Annotated in this window: 18 protein-coding genes; 13 read left to right on the top strand and 5 right to left on the bottom strand. The window is 57.3% G+C overall.

Features of this window, described 5'->3' with window-relative positions; all coding sequences use genetic code 11:
* Window positions 1-769: 769 nt before the first annotated feature.
* The 8 genes from Q4577_RS02885 to Q4577_RS02850 all read left to right on the top strand — a co-directional run bounded on the left by Q4577_RS02885 (window position 770) and on the right by Q4577_RS02850 (window position 11,855).
* On the top strand, window positions 770-1,663 hold the full coding sequence (locus tag Q4577_RS02885) for a hypothetical protein (RefSeq protein ID WP_303466612.1): 894 nt from the start codon (window positions 770-772) through the stop codon (window positions 1,661-1,663).
* Window positions 1,664-1,869: 206 nt separating this feature from the next.
* A complete protein-coding gene (locus tag Q4577_RS02880; RefSeq protein WP_303466613.1) occupies window positions 1,870-2,451 on the top strand; it encodes a hypothetical protein in 582 nt (193 codons plus the stop codon).
* A gap of 241 nt (window positions 2,452-2,692) precedes the next feature.
* A complete protein-coding gene (locus Q4577_RS02875; RefSeq protein ID WP_303466614.1) occupies window positions 2,693-4,753 on the top strand; it encodes a hypothetical protein in 2,061 nt (686 codons plus the stop codon).
* A complete protein-coding gene (locus tag Q4577_RS02870) occupies window positions 4,750-5,802 on the top strand; it encodes a flagellar motor protein MotB (RefSeq protein WP_303567589.1) in 1,053 nt (350 codons plus the stop codon). The genes Q4577_RS02875 and Q4577_RS02870 overlap by 4 nt, the downstream gene beginning before the upstream one ends.
* Entirely contained in the window at window positions 5,799-7,148 is a 1,350-nt protein-coding gene (locus tag Q4577_RS02865; RefSeq protein WP_303466616.1) for an EH signature domain-containing protein, read from the top strand. Before Q4577_RS02870 ends, Q4577_RS02865 begins: the two co-directional genes overlap by 4 nt.
* Entirely contained in the window at window positions 7,141-10,257 is a 3,117-nt protein-coding gene (locus Q4577_RS02860; RefSeq protein ID WP_303466617.1) for a DEAD/DEAH box helicase, read from the top strand. The genes Q4577_RS02865 and Q4577_RS02860 overlap by 8 nt, the downstream gene beginning before the upstream one ends.
* Window positions 10,254-11,138, top strand: a complete 885-nt coding sequence (locus tag Q4577_RS02855; RefSeq protein WP_303466619.1) for a hypothetical protein — start codon at window positions 10,254-10,256, stop codon at window positions 11,136-11,138. The genes Q4577_RS02860 and Q4577_RS02855 overlap by 4 nt, the downstream gene beginning before the upstream one ends.
* 522 nt (window positions 11,139-11,660) lie before the next feature.
* Window positions 11,661-11,855, top strand: a complete 195-nt coding sequence (locus tag Q4577_RS02850; protein WP_303567587.1) for a hypothetical protein — start codon at window positions 11,661-11,663, stop codon at window positions 11,853-11,855.
* Here Q4577_RS02850 and Q4577_RS02845 read toward each other — a convergent pair.
* Window positions 11,842-12,777 carry a LysR substrate-binding domain-containing protein gene (locus Q4577_RS02845; protein WP_303466621.1) on the bottom strand — a complete coding sequence of 312 codons (936 nt, stop codon included), beginning with the start codon at window positions 12,775-12,777 and terminating at the stop codon, window positions 11,842-11,844. The two genes, Q4577_RS02850 and Q4577_RS02845, sit on opposite strands and share 14 nt — an antisense overlap.
* A gap of 111 nt (window positions 12,778-12,888) precedes the next feature.
* On the opposite strand from Q4577_RS02845, the gene Q4577_RS02840 reads away from it, so the two are divergent.
* The 4 genes from Q4577_RS02840 (at window position 12,889) to Q4577_RS02825 (ending at window position 16,037) form a co-directional block, all read left to right on the top strand.
* Window positions 12,889-13,755 carry a pirin family protein gene (locus Q4577_RS02840; protein ID WP_303466623.1) on the top strand — a complete coding sequence of 289 codons (867 nt, stop codon included), beginning with the start codon at window positions 12,889-12,891 and terminating at the stop codon, window positions 13,753-13,755.
* Window positions 13,756-13,792: 37 nt separating this feature from the next.
* Complete coding sequence (locus tag Q4577_RS02835) at window positions 13,793-14,407, top strand: isochorismatase family protein (RefSeq protein WP_303466624.1); 615 nt, start codon at window positions 13,793-13,795, stop codon at window positions 14,405-14,407.
* A gap of 226 nt (window positions 14,408-14,633) precedes the next feature.
* Window positions 14,634-15,461, top strand: a complete 828-nt coding sequence (locus Q4577_RS02830) for an NmrA family NAD(P)-binding protein (RefSeq protein ID WP_303466625.1) — start codon at window positions 14,634-14,636, stop codon at window positions 15,459-15,461.
* A 66-nt stretch (window positions 15,462-15,527) separates the two neighbouring features.
* A complete protein-coding gene (locus tag Q4577_RS02825; protein ID WP_303466626.1) occupies window positions 15,528-16,037 on the top strand; it encodes a DUF1772 domain-containing protein in 510 nt (169 codons plus the stop codon).
* A 66-nt stretch (window positions 16,038-16,103) separates the two neighbouring features.
* Here the strand turns inward: Q4577_RS02825 and Q4577_RS02820 are convergent, their stop codons facing one another.
* The 4 genes from Q4577_RS02820 to Q4577_RS02805 are packed head-to-tail and all read right to left on the bottom strand — an operon-like array spanning window position 16,104 to window position 19,765.
* Entirely contained in the window at window positions 16,104-17,600 is a 1,497-nt protein-coding gene (locus Q4577_RS02820) for a tripartite tricarboxylate transporter permease (RefSeq protein WP_303466627.1), read from the bottom strand.
* A 1-nt stretch (window position 17,601) separates the two neighbouring features.
* Window positions 17,602-18,051, bottom strand: coding sequence for a tripartite tricarboxylate transporter TctB family protein (locus Q4577_RS02815; protein WP_303466628.1), 450 nt, complete (start codon window positions 18,049-18,051; stop codon window positions 17,602-17,604).
* A 3-nt stretch (window positions 18,052-18,054) separates the two neighbouring features.
* Entirely contained in the window at window positions 18,055-19,005 is a 951-nt protein-coding gene (locus tag Q4577_RS02810) for a tripartite tricarboxylate transporter substrate binding protein (RefSeq protein ID WP_303466629.1), read from the bottom strand.
* 28 nt (window positions 19,006-19,033) lie between these two features.
* Window positions 19,034-19,765 carry a GntR family transcriptional regulator gene (locus Q4577_RS02805; RefSeq protein WP_303466630.1) on the bottom strand — a complete coding sequence of 244 codons (732 nt, stop codon included), beginning with the start codon at window positions 19,763-19,765 and terminating at the stop codon, window positions 19,034-19,036.
* Between the two features lie 84 nt (window positions 19,766-19,849).
* Between Q4577_RS02805 and Q4577_RS02800 the strand changes: the two genes are divergently transcribed.
* Window positions 19,850-20,623, top strand: coding sequence for an amidohydrolase (locus Q4577_RS02800; RefSeq protein WP_303466631.1), 774 nt, complete (start codon window positions 19,850-19,852; stop codon window positions 20,621-20,623).
* Window positions 20,624-20,666: the final 43 nt, after the last annotated feature.

Genomic DNA, 20,666 nt, shown 5'->3' with positions numbered 1-20,666 from the left:
TGAAGACTCCGCGCCCGGCGCGCTTGCGTCAGACGCGGAAGCCGAATACCCAGATTCAACCTGCAGACTCTCATTATGAATGAGGGACCAGCAGGGGGCAGGTCAATCGCAAAGCCCCTACCCTACCTGTTACACTGGAAAATGCTCGCATTCAGCTCGAAGACGCCAATGCCACCGCCAACCCTTCTCACCGACACCAACGGCGCTTGAAGGCCTGTGCCCTCGGTATCACCGTTGCTTGCCCGCCGCGTGCCCGCGATGTGGTTGATCGTATGTTCTGGGGGCACGGCGTGTTCTATCGCGCTGACACAAACAGCTATGCGTTCGATTATAACCAATCAAAGGTCGGCCATGAGCTGAAAAATTGGCTTCCAGCCCAGCTTCAACACGTTCTTCAATGCATTGCTTCTGGGCGATAACGATGCGCGCTACCTGCCACAGATCCGCGAACAAGCGATTGCACAACGGCGCCCGATGTTCATGCGATACGACGGTGAACCTGTCGCTTACGGGTGGTTCGGGCGAGCCTGGAATGAAGCCATCGGATCATCAAGTCATTTGGCGCGCACATTGCTGCAAACCTTCCTCGCCGATCTTGGCGAACCTGGTCTTGCATACGGAAGAGATGCCATAGGCCACCGCGGTCACCGCCACCTTTTCAAATGCCGTGATGAGCACACCAAGAAGATTTCGGCATCAAAGGCCTCAGATGCCTTTTCGTCCCGCGCAGCAAACCTTTCACCAGACGACATATCGGACCTCTTTTGAAATGAAACATCCAACACAAGTCATTGAACAAAAACAACCACCTGAGCTGGCAAAAAACGCCTCAGCCATTTCAGGTCATCTTAAAACGGTAGAGACATTTCACGATATTGAAAATGCGCTCTGTGCCGCGACAAGGACCGGCACCCCCTGTATCGCCGATCGGCAGCACCGGGCAATAGACTTCCGGATTTTGGAACGCCTTTTGGGGGATCTTGACCACCCTGTCAGAACCTTCAGCATGGTACTCTCGGATGACTGGTCTGAGGTCCCTGACGAGATCAAGGATCGGATCCCCGGTAACGCAAGGAACAATCACATGCGCCTTATCGCCGCATTCAAGCGTGCAATCGGATTTTATCGGCCCGATCTTGACCCCTGGTCAGCCTTACAAGTGCTCGCGGACGTCGAAATGGCAAAGACATCACCCTCTTTGGGACGGGTAAAGGCACTTGCCAAAGAAGGTGATTTGAGCCCGGTAGAGTTGAACAACAAATGGATCGAGCAACAACTCACCGACTTGACACAGCAAAACGAAGCCGAAATCCGCGGAATTTTCCTTTTCCTTGTTAGGCTGTCGAAAAAACCAGCAGTACGGGCCTCAGGCCTCCTTCAGGGCGATCTCAAACTTCCCCCGACCAATAGGCAGAAGCGCCGCTCAACCGAACTTCCCGGATGGTTGCAAACCATCTATGGCAAAGTCGACCGCCCGACCCAAAATGCCTTGGACCGGATATGGCTCACTGTTGAACGTCTCAATCTCACCGCAAAGTGTCCGCGGGACATCCTGAGCTTGATTAACGAAGGAAAGCTGTCACACAGCACAGCGAACCAAGTCGAGCCCATCACGATAAATACATGGAATGGTTACGCGCAAAAAGCCCGAAGGGTTCTATGAGTCGGATCACTTCTTGTCATCCTCACCGTAGCTGTGGCGCCGAGCAATCGGTGAAAGTTCATATAAGCGTCTGCCCATATTTTTGACACTAAGCCATTTACATTACTAAACTTCTGAAGCGCGATCATTTAGCATAAACCATTGTACATAAGGCCAAATATGATACGCTTAGGGCGAAGCATTTTGATTTTGGACCTTACGCCGCCGTGAGTCTTCATGAAAACACGCACGACAGGAACAAGCTCGCAGATCTGGCAAAAGAAAACCCCGATATGCTTTTCCACCTGCACGTTGGGCCCACCGCGTTGTCAGAGGTTAAGGCAAAATCTACGGCCATGGGCCTCAATGACACCGAAATCGAAGCTGTTCGCGGCATGCATCTTGCTATCGCATTGGACGAATATGCTGACATGTATCACATCGGTCGCCTGTATAGCGTTCCCTCACGCCAAGAACTTCAATTAAACATGAACAAAGGCGAATCTTTCTGGCGCGGCTTCCAAATCGCCCGTGGCGAGATCGTCCTCAAAAGCGGCTTTCGCAGCAATATCCAGAATGAGGAAAGACTGGCAAGTTGGATGTACGCCAAATCATTGAATTACGCCTGTGCGATGGAGGGTTTTGCTTTTGGGGCTTCGACCGATATGTCGGGCACACAGGCAATCCTGAGCCAGATTCTTGGGACCGATGATCATGCGTCATATTCCCCTTCCACATATCTCGAATCCATCAGCGATCTGGTAGCTGCCATTGAGCGGTCAGATCAGTCGTACTTCATGGCAACGTGAGCCCCCCTGGCAGAGATGTTTAGGGCTTCCGCCAGTGACCTGCTTGAGATGCACTTTTGCCATAGGTTCTTTCGTCGCAATCATGGTCGTTGTGCTCGCTACCTTTTCAGCAAACCGTAGCATGGGCTGCTTCGCCAAATTTATTATTCAAGACAAAGCACTACACCCTTGAAGTAACCTTTGATGGAAAATAGCATCAAAGCTTGGGCTAAGGCTTATAAAATATTTGAGGAAAAATTTGGTGTTTCAAACATTTAGCGAACAATTGGGCCTTTTCCTCAAGAATGGTATCATCTCTGTTGCAGAGGCGCTGACTCTCTCCGACAGCCGCCCTGGTCAGATTGCAGGTGTGATCATTTTTGCCACCATCATATTTGCGATTTTGTACTTTATTCGATCGAGCCGCCAATTAGGCGCCATTACATTGCTGGACCAAAAAGTCAGAGCTTTTGAGAGCATTCCAGAATTTGCCGATGGTCACTCGGAACTCATCCATGAACTCCGAAATGACTATCGGAGAAAAGGCCCACGGGAAACGGTTTGGGAAGCTTTCGACGAGTTTAATGAAACCATCGTACACGATGATGTAGACGGCCCCCTGAGGCTGCGTAACTCGATCCGCCCAGCATCATTCCTAAACGTCGATGACTTGGGGTTTGGTCCGGGGGTTTTCCGCATATTACCGAATACATTGGTCTCAGCTGGTTTGCTGCTGACATTCTTAGGTCTCGTTGCGGCCTTGCACCAGTTTTCGCAATCAATGAACGCCGGGACAGGTGGAATGGATAGGGCGATGCAGGACTTTATGCAAATTGCCTCTGCTAAGTTTGTTATGTCGCTTGTGGGCCTGTTCTGCTCGATCTTATTCACGTTCCTGCTTCGCGCACGTCAAAACAAGATGGATGCAGCCCTGCATCGCCTTTGTATCGGTATAGAACGACGTCTCGTGTTCGTCAGCTTGGAGGACATCGGATTTCGTCAGCTGCGCGCAGCAACCGAACAACGCGAACATTTGCGCGAGATCGGCATGGGAATGGTCGCGGAACTTCAAAAGCCCCTTGAGGCTCTGCCGGAACAAATCACAAGTGCTATCGCGGACAGGATGGACCCAATTTTTGACCGTGTCACCTCCATGGGCACAAGCAGCATGGAAGGAATGGTCGGAGATCTCTCTCAACAGCTCTCCCACTCTGTCGGGAACGCGTTGACCCGCGCGAGTGAGTCTTTGGGTGAGGCGACCGACCGCATAGGTTTGATGGTCGATAGAATGAGCTCAACTAACACTCAGGCTGGCGACGGGCTGAAGGATGCGCTGGATCAGATGGCACGCGCGATGGCCGAAATGCGCAGCGAAGTGGCTGCCAGCGGGCGCACCGCATCGGAAGCCATGAACGAAGGGGCAGATCGCCTGCTTTCCGTCATGAATGACACGTTGGAAGGCATACGCGACAACACCGGTCAGGGAGCGGAAGCTATGCGCACTGCCGCTGAACAAATGCGGGCCGCCGCCGAAGGATTCCGCGACACCTTGGCCAGCGCCAGCGAAGAAAGCAGCCAGGCCGCGCGAGACCGCATGGCTCAAACCAGCGCAGAGGCTGGTCAAGCAATTGAAGGCGTCAGCAAAAGCTTGGTGGACAGCTTTCATCAGACCAGCACGGATATTGCAAAGCTTGGTTCCGAAATGGGTGGTGTCATAGGCGAAGAACTTTTGTCGCGGCTCGATACGATCAGCACACGGCTGGAGACCATGGCCGAAGCAGTACAGCGCGGAGCGGCCGGTGCCCAAAGTGCGGCGCAGGGCATGAACACGGGCGCAGACGCGATACACGGCGCATCCGAAGGGTTCCGCAGTGCAAGCCAAAGCCTCGTGTCTGCGGTCGATCCGATCCGTGCTTCACAAGAACGCGTAGAAACAACCCTGCGGAGGGTTGGTGACCTGGTTGAAACTGTCTCAGAGACGCTGATGCAAAACTCAGCTTCCGTCGCTGAAAATGCCACACATGTTCTGGATACTGCCCAGACCGCCCTTGGGAACGAACGGGAAGGTATCCGCCGCGCACTTGAGGCGACACATGCCGCAATGTCACAGCTTTCCAGCGAAGCAGAGAAGCTTGACCAAATCGATGAAATGCTTGGCCGTGCGCTGACAGAGTACAATTCGCAACTGGAAGCTGCTCTCGGGTCGGCGCAAGATCACGTTGGGCAAATGCGTGATGCCCTTGCTCCTGGACTGGACACCCTCAAGAGTGTCGTTGAACAAGCCGAAGCCTTCCTTCCTGCACAGCGGCAGCGTCGAACATGAGAGCGCAGGCAAAGCGCATACGTCACGAAGAGGAAGAAGAAAGCGCCTTCGTATCAATGACCGACATGACGGTCGGGTTCCTATTCATCATGATGATTTTGCTTGCATTTTTCGCAAGCCAGGCCGGCGATCCAGATGCGGTTTCAAAGATTGAATACGACCGAGTTGTTGAAGCGCGAGATAGCTGGCAACAGATAGCCGAAACACGCGAACAAACCATTGAACGGCTTGATGCACAGCTCGCAAAGCTCTTGCGGGAAAAAAGGCAATTGGAGGCTCTGGTCCTGCAGCTGTCCGCCAACCTCACAACCGCAGAAACGCGGATCAAAAACCTCGAAGAGCGTCTCCGGCAGTTGATCGCAGAGATTGAGCAAAAAGATGCCGAGATCGATCAACTCCGGCAGGAGCTTGCCGAATTAAAACAGATTGACCCACTTGAGGCATATCTGGCGCAGGTAACTCAGACGAGGCGTAAGGTGCTGACGCAACTACGGGACGCAATCAAGGCTGATTTCCCTGACTTACAAGTCGAATTGAGCGAAGAATCCGACGCGTTGCGCTTTCAGGGGGAGGGCCTTTTTGCCTCCGGCCGGTCAGATTTGGCCCGCGATAGACGCGAAATCGTCGCCCGGCTCGCGCAGCGGCTGAATGAGGTACTGCCCTGTTTTACAATTGGTCAAGCATCGCAATTTGATCGCACATGTAACTCCGGATTTGTTATGATTGAGGCCGTCCAAATTGAAGGTCATACTGACAATGTTGGAACAGATCGGCTAAACCGTACGCTGTCAGCGGCACGCGCCAACAACACTTTCTTCGCCATGACACAAGCAGCCCAGGGGGTTATGGAGCACCTAAACCTGAAGAGTCAGCCCGTTCTTTCAGTCGCCGCATATGGGCCCGATCGCCCTGTCGCGCCCAACGACACACAGGAAGGCCGGGCAACCAACCGCCGGATTGACCTTCGCTTTATTATGGTGACGCCACAGGATACCGACGGGATAGAAGTAGTACGAGAGGCGCTGGAAAACGTCGTGCTCCAGCCATGAACGCCCCTGAGACAAACCGCCCCCGCGAATCGACGCGAGCCTTACTGCAACGAGGCCAATCTTTCCGCACACGAGCCCTGCCACCGCTCGGTCAGATCAAGCGCTCCGTCGACAACATCCTGAACCGCTGGCCCGATGCTGTTCGAACCCCGGAGGATCGGGATCGCGAAAAGCTGGCCAAAAATATGCGATTGCGTGTCTCTGAGTGGAACTGGGAAAACATTACCACCCAGAGGGTAATCTCGGCTGCGGTTGCTGTCTTTGACAAGGAACGCTGCAATCGGCCCGACCTAAGCGACGTGCGTGAATTTTACTTCGATGAAATCGCCACTCGTGAACCAGGGGCCTTTCTTGACGGCATGGTGGGTGTCTATCTGGACAGTTTCACGGTTGGCGCAGACCACACCCGCGATCTTGCAAGAACCCTGTCTGCCCGCGGCAGCGACTTGGGAGGGCGGCATCGGAAGTTAATAACTGCCCTACCCCAAGTATTCACACCTGATGCTGCGCCGAGAGGTTTGGCGCAACTCATGCTTGAAACAGACGATGCATATGCCAAACTTCAATCCATCGGATTGAGCAGTCCCCACACCTCTGGTCTGGCCAAAGCCGCACAAAAGCTCTTTGTGAAATCTCTTGCGCCCGATCTCGCAAATACTTCAGCCCGTCATAAACTTTTTAACTGGCTGACCCCGCAAAATGGGCCAGTACTGCAAGCAGGTGCCGGTCCTGCGGTTGAGGCCCTATTGTCAGTCTGGCGCACAAAAACGCCCCCCGATGCCCTGCGCAATGAACTAAGCGAAGCAATCATCGCCGCATGGAATGACCCGCGCCTGCATACTGGAGGCATTTGGTCTGGCTTTGACCCGGAGCTGCGCGCCATTCTGTTACGATGGTTGACCCATCAGGACATGAAGTTCTTCTGTAATATGGTTACGGCAACTCAGAATAATCATATGTGGCCCCCTCGCCGAGATTTTTGGTTACAGCTATTCGATGACAAAATGATCGATGAGGCATGGGTGGCTTTTGGATCGGCAGCACGTCGCTATGCTCAGCAAAACCTTATACGGCAAGGAGATGCGAGCATGAATACCCGCTTCGGCCGCCAAATGGACCGAGGGGGAAATACTTCCCTCTTGATCATGAGGATTGGCAACAAGATCGTGGTCGACGGATGCCATAACTACAGAACGCATATATTTCGGATAGATGACCCTAAGGCACCAAAATTATACGAAAACTTTCAGCCTTACTACTGCGACAGGATCATGCATGCCGCTACAAATTCACGATCGCATCACCCTATCCCGCGCTGGAAAGAATGGGTTCTAAAACATGTCTAATGCCCCCCTGCAAAGAATCTCTGATAACAACATCGAGATCCGCTTTCCGGAGCAGAAACACGGCATCCTTTCACGCTTGATCTCAGCACCAACCGCACGCAGCTTTACAGATCTTGCCCCCGAAGATCGCAACCTTCTGTTTGCGATAGGTGATTTGCGTGCTTGGGAGGACGCGCACCCAGAAGATGTTGAAATCGCAGACGATCACCTGCGCATCTCCCATGATGCTGCGGCCCAACTTTCTGCACCGTCTGCCGAGGCCCTCGGCCTTCCTGCAACTGTGGATCTGATGCTGAAAACCGATGTGACAGGCGTATTGGGACGACCTGATTTTCGGCTTCACTATGAATGGTCTCGTGAGGGCCGGCGCGAAATCCCCAAAAGAACCGGCGCAATTTTGCACACGTCAAATGGACCACGCCGCCTCCCCCTTTGGATGAAGCGCGCTCTGGATCTGGCTGATACATTTGATGCGACGCAGCCCGTTGAACAGCACTGGCGGGCGCTGGCCGATTTTCGCCGCGCTATTGAACCCGAAGACGTTATTGAAAGCGAAATGCCCGCCAACAAGGAAATGGCAGGCCTTTCTATGACAGCCTTTCTGCGGGGACTTGAGGTGCGCATCGCGGACAGGTTTTCAGTGTCTCCTGATCCCTCCTTAGGCCAATTTGAAATCGTGCCTTATTCCACAAAACAGCTCGACGATGCGGGGCTCTCGGATGATGATATCTCTGAGCAGAACGCTGAGCTCACCGGCGAAGCTTTGGCAGTATTTCAACACCGCTTGCATGCCCGTGGTGCCAGGTCGGCTTACCAACTTGGCAACAATTCCTACCTGGTGATCGACAAAGGCTCCGCCCCAGTTCTGGAAGAGATGGTTCGCGTGCAGAATGCACCGCGTGAAGAACGGCAGGCTTTCATCGAAAATCCGCGTGCGTTCATCACAGAAGCGGTGAACCGCCACCTTGAACAGACCGAGGGTTTCAAGAACCTTGATGCTGCGGCGCAAGAAGAAATGGTTGAACAGATTGCTGGCCCTGCGCTGATTGAGAGCCGCGAGTATTCTGAACGGGTGACAGGTGTAGTGATCTATCAGCGCTCGCAGGATCAGATTGAGAGCAGCGGAACCACTTGGTTGCCCGAAGCCTTTGCTAAACATTTAGCCGAAGCAATCAAGGCCCTGCCCACCGCAGAACTAAATGACTTGCGCGATCACATGGTCGATGTGTTGGAAACCGGCAAGGATATACCGGCAGAGATCGCTGGCGAAACTGTGCAGATCACGCCAGCCCGTCTTGCAGCGATAAATGGCGAAATCGAACACCGCGAAGCACAGGACGCTCCGGCTGAGAATCCCGAAGCAGCCCCGGAAACCGATGGCCCGATCATCCTTGATACGCTCGACAATTATGACGACCTTTCGTGGGAAGCCAAATTTGCACCGCGTTTTGCAACCGTTCCGCCGAAATTACCCAGCTCGATCCGCACACCCCTGCATCAACACCAATTGGAAAGTTTCGATTGGGCACAAAAGGCTTGGCAAGCAGGGTTGCCCGGGATCCTGAATGCGGATGAACAAGGCCTGGGTAAGACGCTTCAGACGATTGCCTTTCTGACTTGGCTGAAAGAGCACATGAAACAACCAGATGCGGCGAACCGTGGGCCAGTTCTAATTGTGGCGCCTACCTCGCTTTTGCGCAACTGGGAACAGGAGGTTGAACACCATGTTGAAGGACGTGGTTTCGGCTCCCTGATCCGTCTTTATGGCGGGTCACTGGGGTCTCAAAAACGCTGTGATGCGCAGGGAACAGAAACACAATCAGGCCTGCCACTTCTGGATCTCGATTGGTTGGATGAGGCCTTTGACGATGGTCGCGCCCACCGATACTGGCTGCTCACCACCTACACGACACTTGCAAACTATCAGCATTCCTTGGGCAAGATTCCTTTTTCCGCCATCGTCATGGATGAAATTCAGAATATCAAGAACCGCTCAACGCTTGCCTCAAAAGCCGTTGAGGCGATGAATGCCGACTTCCGAATTGGCCTGACCGGTACACCAATTGAAAACGCCGCCATTGATCTATGGACCATCATGGATCGAATCGCGCCTGGGTGCCTTGGCTCTGGCGTTGAGTTTCGCGAGCGCTATGCCGCGCCCGATGCTGAAAACATGGCCGAATTACACGCAAGAGTTTTTAAGGCTCGCGGCTCGATGCCTCCCCTTGGAGTGCGCCGGTTGAAAGAAGAAGTCGCGCGAGACCTGCCCGTTAAACGGCGCTACCTGCACCCACGCCTGATGCCCAAGATTCAGGCAGATGCATATGACCTGGCGCAACTGAAACTGGCCAATGGAGGCCCCGGAGCCGCGTTGAAAATGCTGCACCATATCCGATCAGTTTCGGTGCATCCTGGTGACACGGAAGCCACACCACCTGACCAGTTTATCGCAAAGAGCGCACGTCTCGACGCTGTCATCGACATCCTGCGCAAGATCAAACAAGCAAATGAGCGTGTGTTGGTTTTCATCGAACACCGGGACCTGCAGTTCCGTTTTGGTGAAATCGTGCGTCACATGTTTGGTCTTGAGAAAATTGACGTGATCAATGGCGATACCCCGATCCCTCGCCGGCAAGACATCGTGAACCGCTTTCAACAACATCTGAAGACAGATGGCGGTTTCGATATGTTGATCCTCGGCCCAAAGTCAGCGGGCACAGGGTTGACCCTGACAGCCGCAACCCATGTCATTCACCTATCCCGCTGGTGGAATCCTGCGGTCGAAGAGCAATGTAACGACCGCGTTCACCGCATCGGTCAAACGCAGCCCGTTTCCATTCATATCCCCATGGCACTGCACCCGGAACTGGGTGCTCAAAGCTTTGACAGCCTACTTCAGAGCCTGATGCAACGCAAACGGCGGCTGGCAGAACAGGCGCTTTGGCCTATGGGAGACAACAAAGCAGATGTGACCGGCCTCACGCAGGCAGTGGCACAGCCGAACCGTGGCCAACATGCAGCCATCGCAGACATTATGGTCGAACAGTTCAATCGTGACAGCTTGCCCCCTATCTCCCCTAATTCAGAGGGGACTTACGAAATATTATGAATATGCAAACAGACACAAAAATGGATGTAACCCGCGGACTTATCATCGCCGATCCCTGGATCGGTCTCATTCTTGAAGGTCGCAAAGATTGGGAGATGCGATCACAAGCGACCTCGATACGCGGGTGGTTTGGCCTTATCCAAAAAGGCAGCGGCCATGTCGTTGGCCTTGCCCGCCTTGTAGATTGTGGAAAAGCGCTCATCCCGTCAGAGATGATTGCAAATATCAACCATCATCAAATTCCGGAGGATATGATCCGACGCGGTGAAGTCGCAAAATGGGTCATCCCATGGAAACTCGCGGACATCATTCCTTTGGAGCGCCCTGTCCCCTACCAACATAAGTCAGGCGCGGTCACTTGGGTTGCTTTTTCCTCAGAGGAGACACGAGAACTGAACCGTCTTCGCCATGAGTCTGGAGCTTCATCCAGTTCGGTCATACCAAAGCCAACGCGATCACTGCAAGAAAGCGTAAAGCTCTCTGACGTGGAACGCCCTATTGCGAAGCCCGTCTCTAACAGATCGGCAAATGGTCCTATGCCACCTTTGCCAGAAGGCAGGTTTAGAGTTCTTGGCCGCAGCCGCCTGACAGGTGGAAATGTACGGAACAATCACATCAATCTTTCAAAGTTCTTGAAGGCCTTCCCACAGGACGCGATTGGCGGCAAAAACAAATCTGATGTAGCCCCACGGCAGATTGAGATTGACTGGGGCGGACCACAACCAGTTCTGACCGATGTCGACGGCTCCAAGTCCATCTTCCGAGGACGCGGCTGGGTACGGCGCTTCTTTGCAGCGTCAGGAGCACAAGAAGGTGACTATGTGGTGATTACACAGACCGCCTCCTACAAGGTTTCCCTGCGGCTCGAACGCGCATCCTGACCAAATCGGTATCAATACTGCTACTTCCCTTTTTTGAAGGCCCGCTGGAAATCTTGCGACGAGGCCGCCGCTCCTTACTTGAGAAGTATATGACGATCTTGCTATTCGTTTGCTACTTGACAAAAGGTGTTTTTTTTAGCAATTAAAAACAACAACTTATAAACTGTAGGTCCAATCCATCATCGGGGCGACGGATAGGCGAGCAGCCCTTGAAACTTTTGAGTGTGTCGGGTCTTCCGTCATTTCCGTGTCATACCGTTTTTGCTCATATTGGCCCTTGTACCCCCGATTGGTCACACGAAATGCAGCGGCGCAGATGCGATGGTGAACATCAGAGATGTGCACTCTCGGGGATGGGTCGAAGGCATACCTTGTTCAGAACACCCGGCGCAAGGCGGGGGGCAGTGAAACCCGGCCATTCGACAAGCGAAAGATGCGCAAATGGTCTGCGCGACATTGGGTTTCAGCAGCACGTCCAAACCGCGATCCCGTCGCCCGACCTCGGGCGAGCAGAACCGCCGGATGGAACATCTCGGACACGCCACGCTGATGAACAATCGCACAATGCCAATGCATATCCTGACCGCCTTTGCGGCCTTCTCGACCTGCCGTCAGGCGGAAATGGGCCGGATCACATGGGACGGCGATGTTGCTGACGCCCAGCGCGCCATGGTGCGGCGCATTCCGAAACCGCACCGGCGGGCTATCCGCTGGTGACCTCTGGATCGCCCGCAAGAACGACCGGCATTTCCTGTTTCAAATAGGCAAGGAATGCTTCAAACGCCGGCAGCAACCCCCTGCGCGACGGCATCAACAGGCTGATCTGTGGCCGCCCCGCGGTCCAGCCCGGCAAGACACGCACAAGCGATCCGGCCGCCACCTCTGGTCGGCACACGTAACATGGCAGGGCAACAATCCCCAAGGAAAGCGCCGCAGCGTTTTTGAGCGTTGTCATATCGTCACTGGCAAACCGCACGTGGCACGGGACCGAGGCCGTTTGACCATCGCCGCCCGTCAGCAACCATTGGTGTGTTGCCCTGGGGCGGCCAAGGACAAGGGCCGGGTGATTGGCCAGCATGGCCGGATCCCCCGCCTGATCCCCCGCCAGATCCAAAGTGTCACGATAGTCAGGTGAACAAAACAGATGCCAGTCCACCCGCGCCAGTCGCACCTGCACCAAGCTCGAGTCCGGCAGCCTGTCCATATGCCCCCGGATGGCAATGTCGATGCCGCCCTTGATCAGATCCTCCATCTGGTTTGACGCCCGCTGCTCCACGGTCACGCCGGGATTGTCCTGCAGAAAACGCGGCAGGATCTGATCAAGGCCAAACTGCGCCATCCCGACGGAACAGGACACTGTGACATTGCCCTCTATGGTGTTGGTTTTGCGCCGGACGGCGGTTTCGGCGATCTCGAATCGTGCCAAAGCGTCGCGGGCGTGGCGATAATATTCCTCGCCAATCCGGGTCGAGGTGACGACACGCGATGTGCGCTGCAAGAGACGCACGCCGAGGTCATCCTCCAACTGTCGCACGCGGCGGCTCAGCCGCGATTTCGGAATGTTCAGCGACCGCGCGGCGGCGGAAAACCCGCCCTTTTCAACAACCTGAACAAAAAAGAACGCGTCGTTGAGGTCCATGCCAATCCCCGCCTTATTGTCCCATTAATGGAACGATAGGTTCCGATATTGACCGATTTTCGATCAATTGTCTCGCCCATATTATCAATTCAGCAAAAGCGAGAATTTGACATGAACACCCAACGTATCGACAAACTTGCAGGCGTTCCTTGCGAACCCCATGCACAAAGCGACGGCCGCAAGATCAAGATCAGCGACGGTTTTGAGGCCCGAAGCTATCAGCACGCTGAATTTCAGGGGCTGATGGATCCGTTGATCATGGTGGATCACTTCGTCATGACCCAGCCCACCTTCGGGACACATGCCCATGCCGGGCTTTCGGCGGTGACGGTGATGTTTGAGGACAGCACAGGCGCGTTTCGCAACCGTGACTCGCTTGGCAATGATCTCGATCTGGCGCCCGGTGATCTCTATTGGTTCAAGGCCGCGCGCGGTGCCATTCACAACGAAGCCCCCCGCCCCGGTGCCAGGACCCATGCCTTGCAGGTTTTCGTCAACCTGCCCGCCCGGAACCGGCATGACGCCCCGTCGGCCTTTCACCTTGCGGCCAGCGACATTCCAAAGCTGCCGGGCAAAGACGCCACTGCGCGGCTTGTCCTTGGTGAAAGCGACGGTGTCGCAGGGGCAACCGAGCCGGACATCGCGTTGACCTTGCTCGACATAGAGATGCAGGCCGGGGGACGGCTCACACACCACGGCGACGGCGGCCATCACGCCTGGGTGTTGGCCATCAAAGGCACATCCACCGTGACGTGGAACGCCCGCTCTGCCGAACTGCCCGCCGGCAAGGCCATCGCATTTACCGGTGCCACCGACATTTCGGTGTCCTCAGACACAGGCGCACATGCCGTCCTGTTCCGTGCGCCCCCGCTGCGCCAGACCTTTGTCCAACGCGGCCCGTTTGCAATGGGCACCACGGCAGAGCTTGACGCGGTCGAGGCGGATTATCGCGCCGGTCGCCTTGGATCAATTGACTGACCACCCCCCTGAAGACCAACCTTGAAAGGAGAAGACAATGACCAACCTGAATAATCCAGGGCCCCTGACCCGTGACAATGCCGCTGTCGTGTTTATCGACAATCAGGTCGGCCTGATGACCGGCATCCGCGACTATTCGATCGCGGATATCAAACACAATATCGTCGGTCTGGCCAAGGCGGCAAAGGCCCTCGGCCTGCCGATCGTCACCACCACCACCTCGTCACGGACATTGTGGGGACCCGCCATTCCAGAGCTGCAAGAGGCGCTGCCAGAGCACACATTCATCGACCGGACAACGGTGAACGCATGGGACGATCCCCGGGTGGAAGCGGCCATTCGCGCCACCGGGCGGAGCAAGCTGATCTTTGCTGGTCTGTCGCTCGAAGTCTGCGCCGCATTTCCCGCGATGCGGGCCGTGCGCGAGGGGTTTGAGGCCTATATCGCCGTGGATGCCAGCGGCACGTTCAACATGACAAAGCGTGAAACCGCAATGATGCGGTTGACGCAGGCCGGGGTCGTGGTTGCGGATGGCGCAAGCCTGATGATCGAAATCCTCGCAGACAACGCAAGCGATCAGGCCGGTGATGTCTACAGTGCCCTGGGCATGGATTGGTCAATCCTGGTCGGTCAGGTCCGCGAAAGCGCCTAGCCGATCTGCGCGATCCCCCTGCCTGGGCCTGACACCGCAGTGCGCGCGACATCACGGTCGGGGATCGCGGGTCCAGCCCCATCAAATTCAACTGTCCGCACGACTTTGCCTGACCGCGCTGGGCTGGGCCGCCACTTGGCTTGCTTGACCACGGATTGCCCGGCGCAGGGCGATCTTTCCCGCCAACACACCAAAAAATGCCTTCTGCTCAACATTGGAGATTACCATGACCAACCAACCCATTCTTGTCATCGGCGCGACCGGCAAAACAGGATCGCGCGTCGCCGCGAAACTCGAAGCGAAAGGTCTGGCGGTTCGGCGTGGCGCGCGCCGCTCGGACACCCCGTTCGACTGGGAAGACCGGGCGACATGGGCGCCGATCCTGGACGGCGTGGCCAAAGCCTATGTCACCTATTTCCCGGATCTGGCCTTCCCCGGTGCCATCGAAAAGCTGGAGGCTTTTGCCGAGGTCGCCCTGGGCGCTGGGTTGCAGCACATCGTGTTGCTGTCAGGTCGGGGCGAGCATTTCGCCAGCTTGGGCGAGGATGTGATCCGCAACTCCGGTCTTGGGTTTACCATTGTTCGCGCCGCCTGGTTTGCGCAGAATTTCTCCGAAGGTTATCTGCGCGACCCGATCCTTGGTGGTGTATTGCCCATGCCGGGCGGGGACATCGCAGAGCCGATCATCGACATTGACGATATCGCCGATGTGGTCGTTGCCGCCCTTACCGAAGACGGACATCTGGGCGAGCGGTACGAGGTGACAGGCCCGCGTTTGATGAGCTTTGCCGACATGGCCGCGGTCCTGACCGCCACCCTGGGCCGCCCGATCCAGCATGTTCCCATCAGCTTTGAGGACTTCCACGCCAATGTCGCAGCCGCTGGCGACAGCTTCGTCGCAGACGTTTTCACCACAATCGCAAGGGAAACCCTGGACGGGCGCAACGCCTATACCTCCGACGGGGTCGAGCGTGCCCTGGGGCGCAAACCAAGGGACTTCGCCGCCTTCGCACAGACCGCAATGACCGCCGGCGCCTGGCCAACTGCGGCCTGAACCATCCCCACAACCGGGCGGGTGACAGATGTCACCTGCCCAGATCGCCATAAAGGAGCGCTTTCGATGTCTGCCGTTTTCTTCCTTCTGATCCAGTTCGCCGTTCTCGCCTATGCCTTCGTCGGCGGCGTCTTTCTGGCCTTTTCCGATTTCATCATGCGCGCGCTGGCGATGGCCGGGGGCCACAGTGGTGTTGAGGCGATGCAAGGCATCAACCGAGAGGTCTTTCGCTGGGTGTTCATGGCGCTGTTTCTGGGCATGACCGGGGTGTCCCTGGTCATTGCAGCCTACGGCGCTTTTGCCCTGACCGGTGCGGCAGGCACGCTGATCATGCTTGCCGGTCTGTGCTATCTGATGGGCTGTTTCGGCGTCACTGTCGTCTTCAACGTGCCGATGAACACCGCGTTGGCCGGGATGGAAATGACCGACGCGACAACACTGGACTATTGGCGTCAAACCTATGTCCCGCGCTGGACCTTCTGGAATTCGGTCCGCACCACGGCCTGTGCTGTGTCAGCCGCATTGCTGCTGATCGGGCTTGTCATGTTGATCGGGGGCCAAGCGCAGGCTGTCTGATACCGGTTGACGACCGCCCAACGGCGCTGCGACCATCGCTGAGAAAGGCCGCAAACGCGCTTTGGCTCACGCTTTTCCGGCGTCACGCCGGCGGCGCATGGCCTTGGCGATCGGCCAGATGATCACAAGCACGGTCGCAATCGCCAGTGCCGCAGAGATCGGCCGCGTCAGCAATTCGGTGGCGTCGCCGCGACTGATCAACAGGGCGCGGCGCACGCTTTGTTCCGCCATCGGGCCAAGGATCATGCCAAGGATGACCGGTGCCAGCGGCACATTCACCTTTTCCAGGAAATACCCGGCAAGACCGGCGGCCAGCATCACCCAGAGATCAACAGGGCGGCCGTTGATGACATAAACGCCGACACACATCAGGATCAGGATCGAAGGCACCAGAAGCACCCCCGGCAGGCGCTGAAACTGGGCAAAGACGCGGGTCGCCACGGCACCGCCAAGCGCAAAGATCAAGACCGACGTCAGAAGCATTTCCATCATGAAACCACCGACCAGCACCGGGTTCTGATGGAACAATTGCGGGCCGGGTTGCAGCCCGTGAATGGTCAGCGCGCTGAGCACCAGCGCCGCAACGACATTGCCCGGAATGCCAAGCGCCAGCGCCGGGATCATCGAGGCGGCATTGTCGGCGTTGTTGCCGCATTCCGCCGCCGCCACGCCCTGCGGGTTGCCCTTGCCAAAGCTCGCCGGATCGTCCGAGGCGTTCTTGGCGGCGTTGTAGCTGAGGAATGCCGCGATATTGCCGCCCGCACCTGGCAGGATGCCAACACCGATGCCAATGCCCGAAGCCCGCAGCCAGGTCGGGATCAACGCCCGACGCTCACCGGGTTTGAAGGGCACATCGTTCAACCTGAGCTGCGCGGCTGACAGGCCTTTGAGATCGGCCTTTTCAGCCAATTGCAGCACCGGCGGCAGGGCATAAAGCCCCACCAGCACCACGATCAGGTCGAGCCCACCCAGCAGCCAGGTCTGGTCAAACGTGAACCGCGCCTGCCCCGAGAGATTGTCGATCCCCATCGTGCCAATCAACAGGCCCAGCACGGCGGCCATGATGCCCTTGACCGGGTCAGAGCCGACCATGACACCAACCGAAGCCATGCCAAAAATCGCAATCCAGAAATATTCGGCAGGGCCAAAAAACAGCGTCACCCGTGCCAGCAGCGGCCCGACGGTCATCAGCGCGATGGCGCTGGCGATGCCGCCCACGGCCGACGACCAGCAGGCGATTTTCAGCGCCTTGGCGGCCTCGCCCTTGTCGGCCATCGGGAAGCCGTCAAATGTGGTGGCGATAGAGGCCGGCGTGCCGGGAATGCGCAGCAGGATCGCCGGGATCGCGCCGCCATACATCGACCCGTTGTAGATGCCCGCCACCATGGCCAGCGCCACCAGCGGATCCATCGAATAGGTCAACGGCAGCAGAAGCGCGATGGCCATCACCGGGTTCAACCCCGGCAGCGCGCCGATGAAAACGCCCAGCAGGGTGGCACCGATCATTGCCGTCAGCGGTCCAAACGACAGAACCTGAACAAAGGCTTTGGTGTAAAATTCCATGTCAGGCTCCGGACGCGAAGAAGGACAGAAGGGCCTCGCGCGGCAGCGGCTTTTCCAGCAGCACCGTAAAAACGAGGTAGATCAAGACCATGAACACCAGCGCCACAACCAGCGCATAGACGGCCTGACGAAAGCCCAGCGCCATCGGCAGCGCCAGCATCAAAAGGAAGGAGGCGGTGTAAAACCCCAGCGGCACCACCAGCCCGACATAGAGCGTTGCGATCACCGCCGTGGTGATCATCTTCGCGGGTGCCTCGATCAGCGCCCGCGCCTCTGACCGGCCAGAGCGCACAGCCCTGACCGTGACGGCCCCGCCAAGAAGCGCCAGGATCAGACCAAGCACCATCGGGTAATTCCCGCTGGCCCCGGTGTATTCGGTCGCCATCCAGGCCGCGGCAATGCCAAGGCCGGCAAACAGCAGCCCGAGCACGATATCCTGACGCTTCTCCATGGTTCAGAGACCGAGGTTCTTGGAAACTTCGGCCAGCGCGTCATATTCCGTCTGCAACCGCGCGCCGAGATCTTCGCCCTTCACCACGTTGGGCACTTCACCCTTGGTAGCCAGGAATTCGACGTAGCCGGGATCATTGACCGCCGCGTCGATCACCTCGGCCAGCTTGTCGACGATGGCCTGATCCAGCCCCTTTGGCCCGAGGATGGCCCGCCACAGCAGGGTTTCCTTGTCGCCCAGCCCCAGCGCCGCAAGCCCCGAGGCCCCCGACAGGGCCGGCACATCAGCGGCAGAGGTCACCAGCGGGCACTTGGCCTCGCCGTTTTCGACATAGGGCAGAACGGTCGAGATCGAGCCACCGTAGATGTCCACATGGCCGCCGAGGAAGTTCTGCAAAGTCTCGCCTGCACCGCCGAAGGGAATGGCGATGGCGTCAATGCCCTTGGCCTGAAAGATCCGTTCCGCCGCCAGCTGCATGGTGCCGCCGATACCGTCATTGCCATAGGTGTATTTGCCCGGGTTGGCCGCAAGTTCCGCGAGGAATTCCGCACCCGTCTTGGCCGGGAAATCGGTCTTGACGCAGAGCGTATAGGCGGTTTCCGAGGTCGAGGCGATGGGCGTGAAACTGTCGAGCGCATAGGCCACATTCTGGACCTGCGGCACGGTGGTCAGCGGGCTGTTCCAGGTGGCGAAGAGCGCATAACCGTCCGGTTTGGCCTGCATGAACTGCGACGCCCCGACCGAACCGCCACCGCCGCCGACATTCAGGATCGCGATCGAGGTGCCCAGCTTTTCCTCCAGCAGGATCGCCAGTTTGCGGGCGCTGGTGTCGGTGCCACCGCCGGCGCCGGCCGGGATGGTCAGCTCGATTGCACGCTCGGGATATTCGGCCAATGCCGGGGCGGCCAGCGCCGTGACGGCGGTCAGGCCAAGCAGGATTGTCTTGATTTTCATGGTCTCTCTCCCTTTGGAATTGTGGGTGTCAGCTGATTTCGCTGCGATAGCGGAAGCCCTCGGCGCTGCCGCTGGCGATGCGCCATTCGACGGGCTTGTCTTCGACATCAAAGGCGGTGCGGCAGATCACCGCCAGCGGATCACCCGCCGCGATGCGCAATTGTTGCGCCACCGTGTCCGAGGCACGCCCAAACGACACCTCGTCGGTTGCGCGTTTTACCAGCACGCCGAAATGTTCAAAATAAGTGGGGTAAAGCAGCGGTCCAAAGGCGGTGTCCGGCAGGGTTTCGAACCCGACAAACCGCGTGCGCGGAATATAGATTTCCTCGAACAGCACCGGCTGATCGGACAGGCTGCGCAGGCGGACAATCTTGATCACCTCGCCGGTGCCAAGTGCCGCGGCCGCTTCGGTCGGGGCCTCGGCCGGGGTGCGCAGGATCATCTGGCTCTGTGGGATCGACAGCGGCGCGCCTTCGCTGCCGCGCATCGGGAAGAAGCGGAACAGCGTGGCATTAAAGGATGGTGCCCGCATGTAGGTGCCCGATCCTTGCCGCCGCTCCAAAAGCCCCTCGCCCACCAGCCCGTCAACCGCCTTGCGCACCGTTCCGACGGAAACGTCGAATTCGCGTGCCAATCGTGCCTCGGATGGGATCGGTTGATCCGGTGTCCAGTCGCCCGCAGCAATGCGGGCCGTCAACGTATCGCGCAGCCGGACATAAGCCGGCAACCGTTCGTCTGTTGTCGCGAATCCAGTGCTCATCATCGTCCTCCCGGGAAAGCTTCTAAACGATGTTGACCCATACAGTCAACTAGTCATATATATGAATTGTCTTGGGAGGGCCTCATGATCCAGTTCGACTGTCACGCGCATGTCTATGAAACCGTCACCGCAATCGACGGCGCGAGGTATATTCCCGCCCGACCGGCGCCGCTGGCCGACTGGCTGGGTCATCAACACGCAAACGGGCTAAAGGGCGGTGTGATCGTACAGGTCAGCTTCCTTGGCACCGACAATTCCGAGATGTGTGCAGCGCTTGCCGGTCTGGACCGCGCGCGTTTCGCTGGCGTGGGCGTGGTGCCGCTGGAGGTGGGGGACGCGGAATTGGACCGGCTGATGCGCGCCGGCATGCGCGGGGTGCGCTGGAACCTTGTGCGCGGTGCAGATTTGCCCGATCTGAGCGCGACGCTGACCAGACAATTTCTGACAAAACTGCGTGCCCGCGGCCTGCATCTGGAATTGCACCTCGAAGGTCCGCGCCTTGCGCCGGTCTTACCGGCGCTTGTCGATCAGGGGGTGAATCTGGTGATTGACCACTTCGGCCTGCCCTCCGACCCGGACCCCCGCAATGATCCGATGATCCGGGCGGTTGCCGACCTGCCCGACCGCAGCGCATTGCATTTCAAATTCGCCGCGCATTACCGCACGGGCTTTGACCTTGTGCCGCATGCAACAGAGCTGTTGTCCCAGCTGTCGAGCGATCACATCGTCTGGGGCAGTGACTGGCCCCATACCCAACATGAAAGCCGCGTCGATTATGCCGAGGTGTGCAGGCGCTTCGGGGATTGGGGCGACCTGTCAGACGGGATCGCCGCAAAACGATTGTATGGCATCGGCTGACCGTGGGGCTTGCGAAATCTCCGACCCGCGGGCGAATGGCGCG

The organism is Marinovum sp. 2_MG-2023 (assembly GCF_030548265.1).
In the GTDB taxonomy this organism is placed as follows: Bacteria; Pseudomonadota; Alphaproteobacteria; order Rhodobacterales; family Rhodobacteraceae; genus Marinovum.
This window is presented reverse-complemented; position numbering and strand designations above follow the sequence as displayed.

Excerpts from the sequence above, each read along its gene's own strand:
- Q4577_RS02885 (WP_303466612.1), top strand. The coding sequence starts at position 770 with ATGAAACATCCAACACAAGTCATTGAACAAAAACAACCACCTGAGCTG.
- Q4577_RS02870 (WP_303567589.1), top strand. The coding sequence starts at position 4,750 with ATGAGAGCGCAGGCAAAGCGCATACGTCACGAAGAGGAAGAAGAAAGC.
- Q4577_RS02865 (WP_303466616.1), top strand. The coding sequence starts at position 5,799 with ATGAACGCCCCTGAGACAAACCGCCCCCGCGAATCGACGCGAGCCTTA.
- Q4577_RS02860 (WP_303466617.1), top strand. The coding sequence starts at position 7,141 with ATGTCTAATGCCCCCCTGCAAAGAATCTCTGATAACAACATCGAGATC.
- Q4577_RS02855 (WP_303466619.1), top strand. The coding sequence starts at position 10,254 with ATGAATATGCAAACAGACACAAAAATGGATGTAACCCGCGGACTTATC.
- Q4577_RS02850 (WP_303567587.1), top strand. The coding sequence starts at position 11,661 with ATGGAACATCTCGGACACGCCACGCTGATGAACAATCGCACAATGCCA.
- Q4577_RS02845 (WP_303466621.1), bottom strand. The coding sequence starts at position 12,777 with ATGGACCTCAACGACGCGTTCTTTTTTGTTCAGGTTGTTGAAAAGGGC.
- Q4577_RS02840 (WP_303466623.1), top strand. The coding sequence starts at position 12,889 with ATGAACACCCAACGTATCGACAAACTTGCAGGCGTTCCTTGCGAACCC.
- Q4577_RS02835 (WP_303466624.1), top strand. The coding sequence starts at position 13,793 with ATGACCAACCTGAATAATCCAGGGCCCCTGACCCGTGACAATGCCGCT.
- Q4577_RS02830 (WP_303466625.1), top strand. The coding sequence starts at position 14,634 with ATGACCAACCAACCCATTCTTGTCATCGGCGCGACCGGCAAAACAGGA.
- Q4577_RS02825 (WP_303466626.1), top strand. The coding sequence starts at position 15,528 with ATGTCTGCCGTTTTCTTCCTTCTGATCCAGTTCGCCGTTCTCGCCTAT.
- Q4577_RS02820 (WP_303466627.1), bottom strand. The coding sequence starts at position 17,600 with ATGGAATTTTACACCAAAGCCTTTGTTCAGGTTCTGTCGTTTGGACCG.
- Q4577_RS02815 (WP_303466628.1), bottom strand. The coding sequence starts at position 18,051 with ATGGAGAAGCGTCAGGATATCGTGCTCGGGCTGCTGTTTGCCGGCCTT.
- Q4577_RS02810 (WP_303466629.1), bottom strand. The coding sequence starts at position 19,005 with ATGAAAATCAAGACAATCCTGCTTGGCCTGACCGCCGTCACGGCGCTG.
- Q4577_RS02805 (WP_303466630.1), bottom strand. The coding sequence starts at position 19,765 with ATGAGCACTGGATTCGCGACAACAGACGAACGGTTGCCGGCTTATGTC.
- Q4577_RS02800 (WP_303466631.1), top strand. The coding sequence starts at position 19,850 with ATGATCCAGTTCGACTGTCACGCGCATGTCTATGAAACCGTCACCGCA.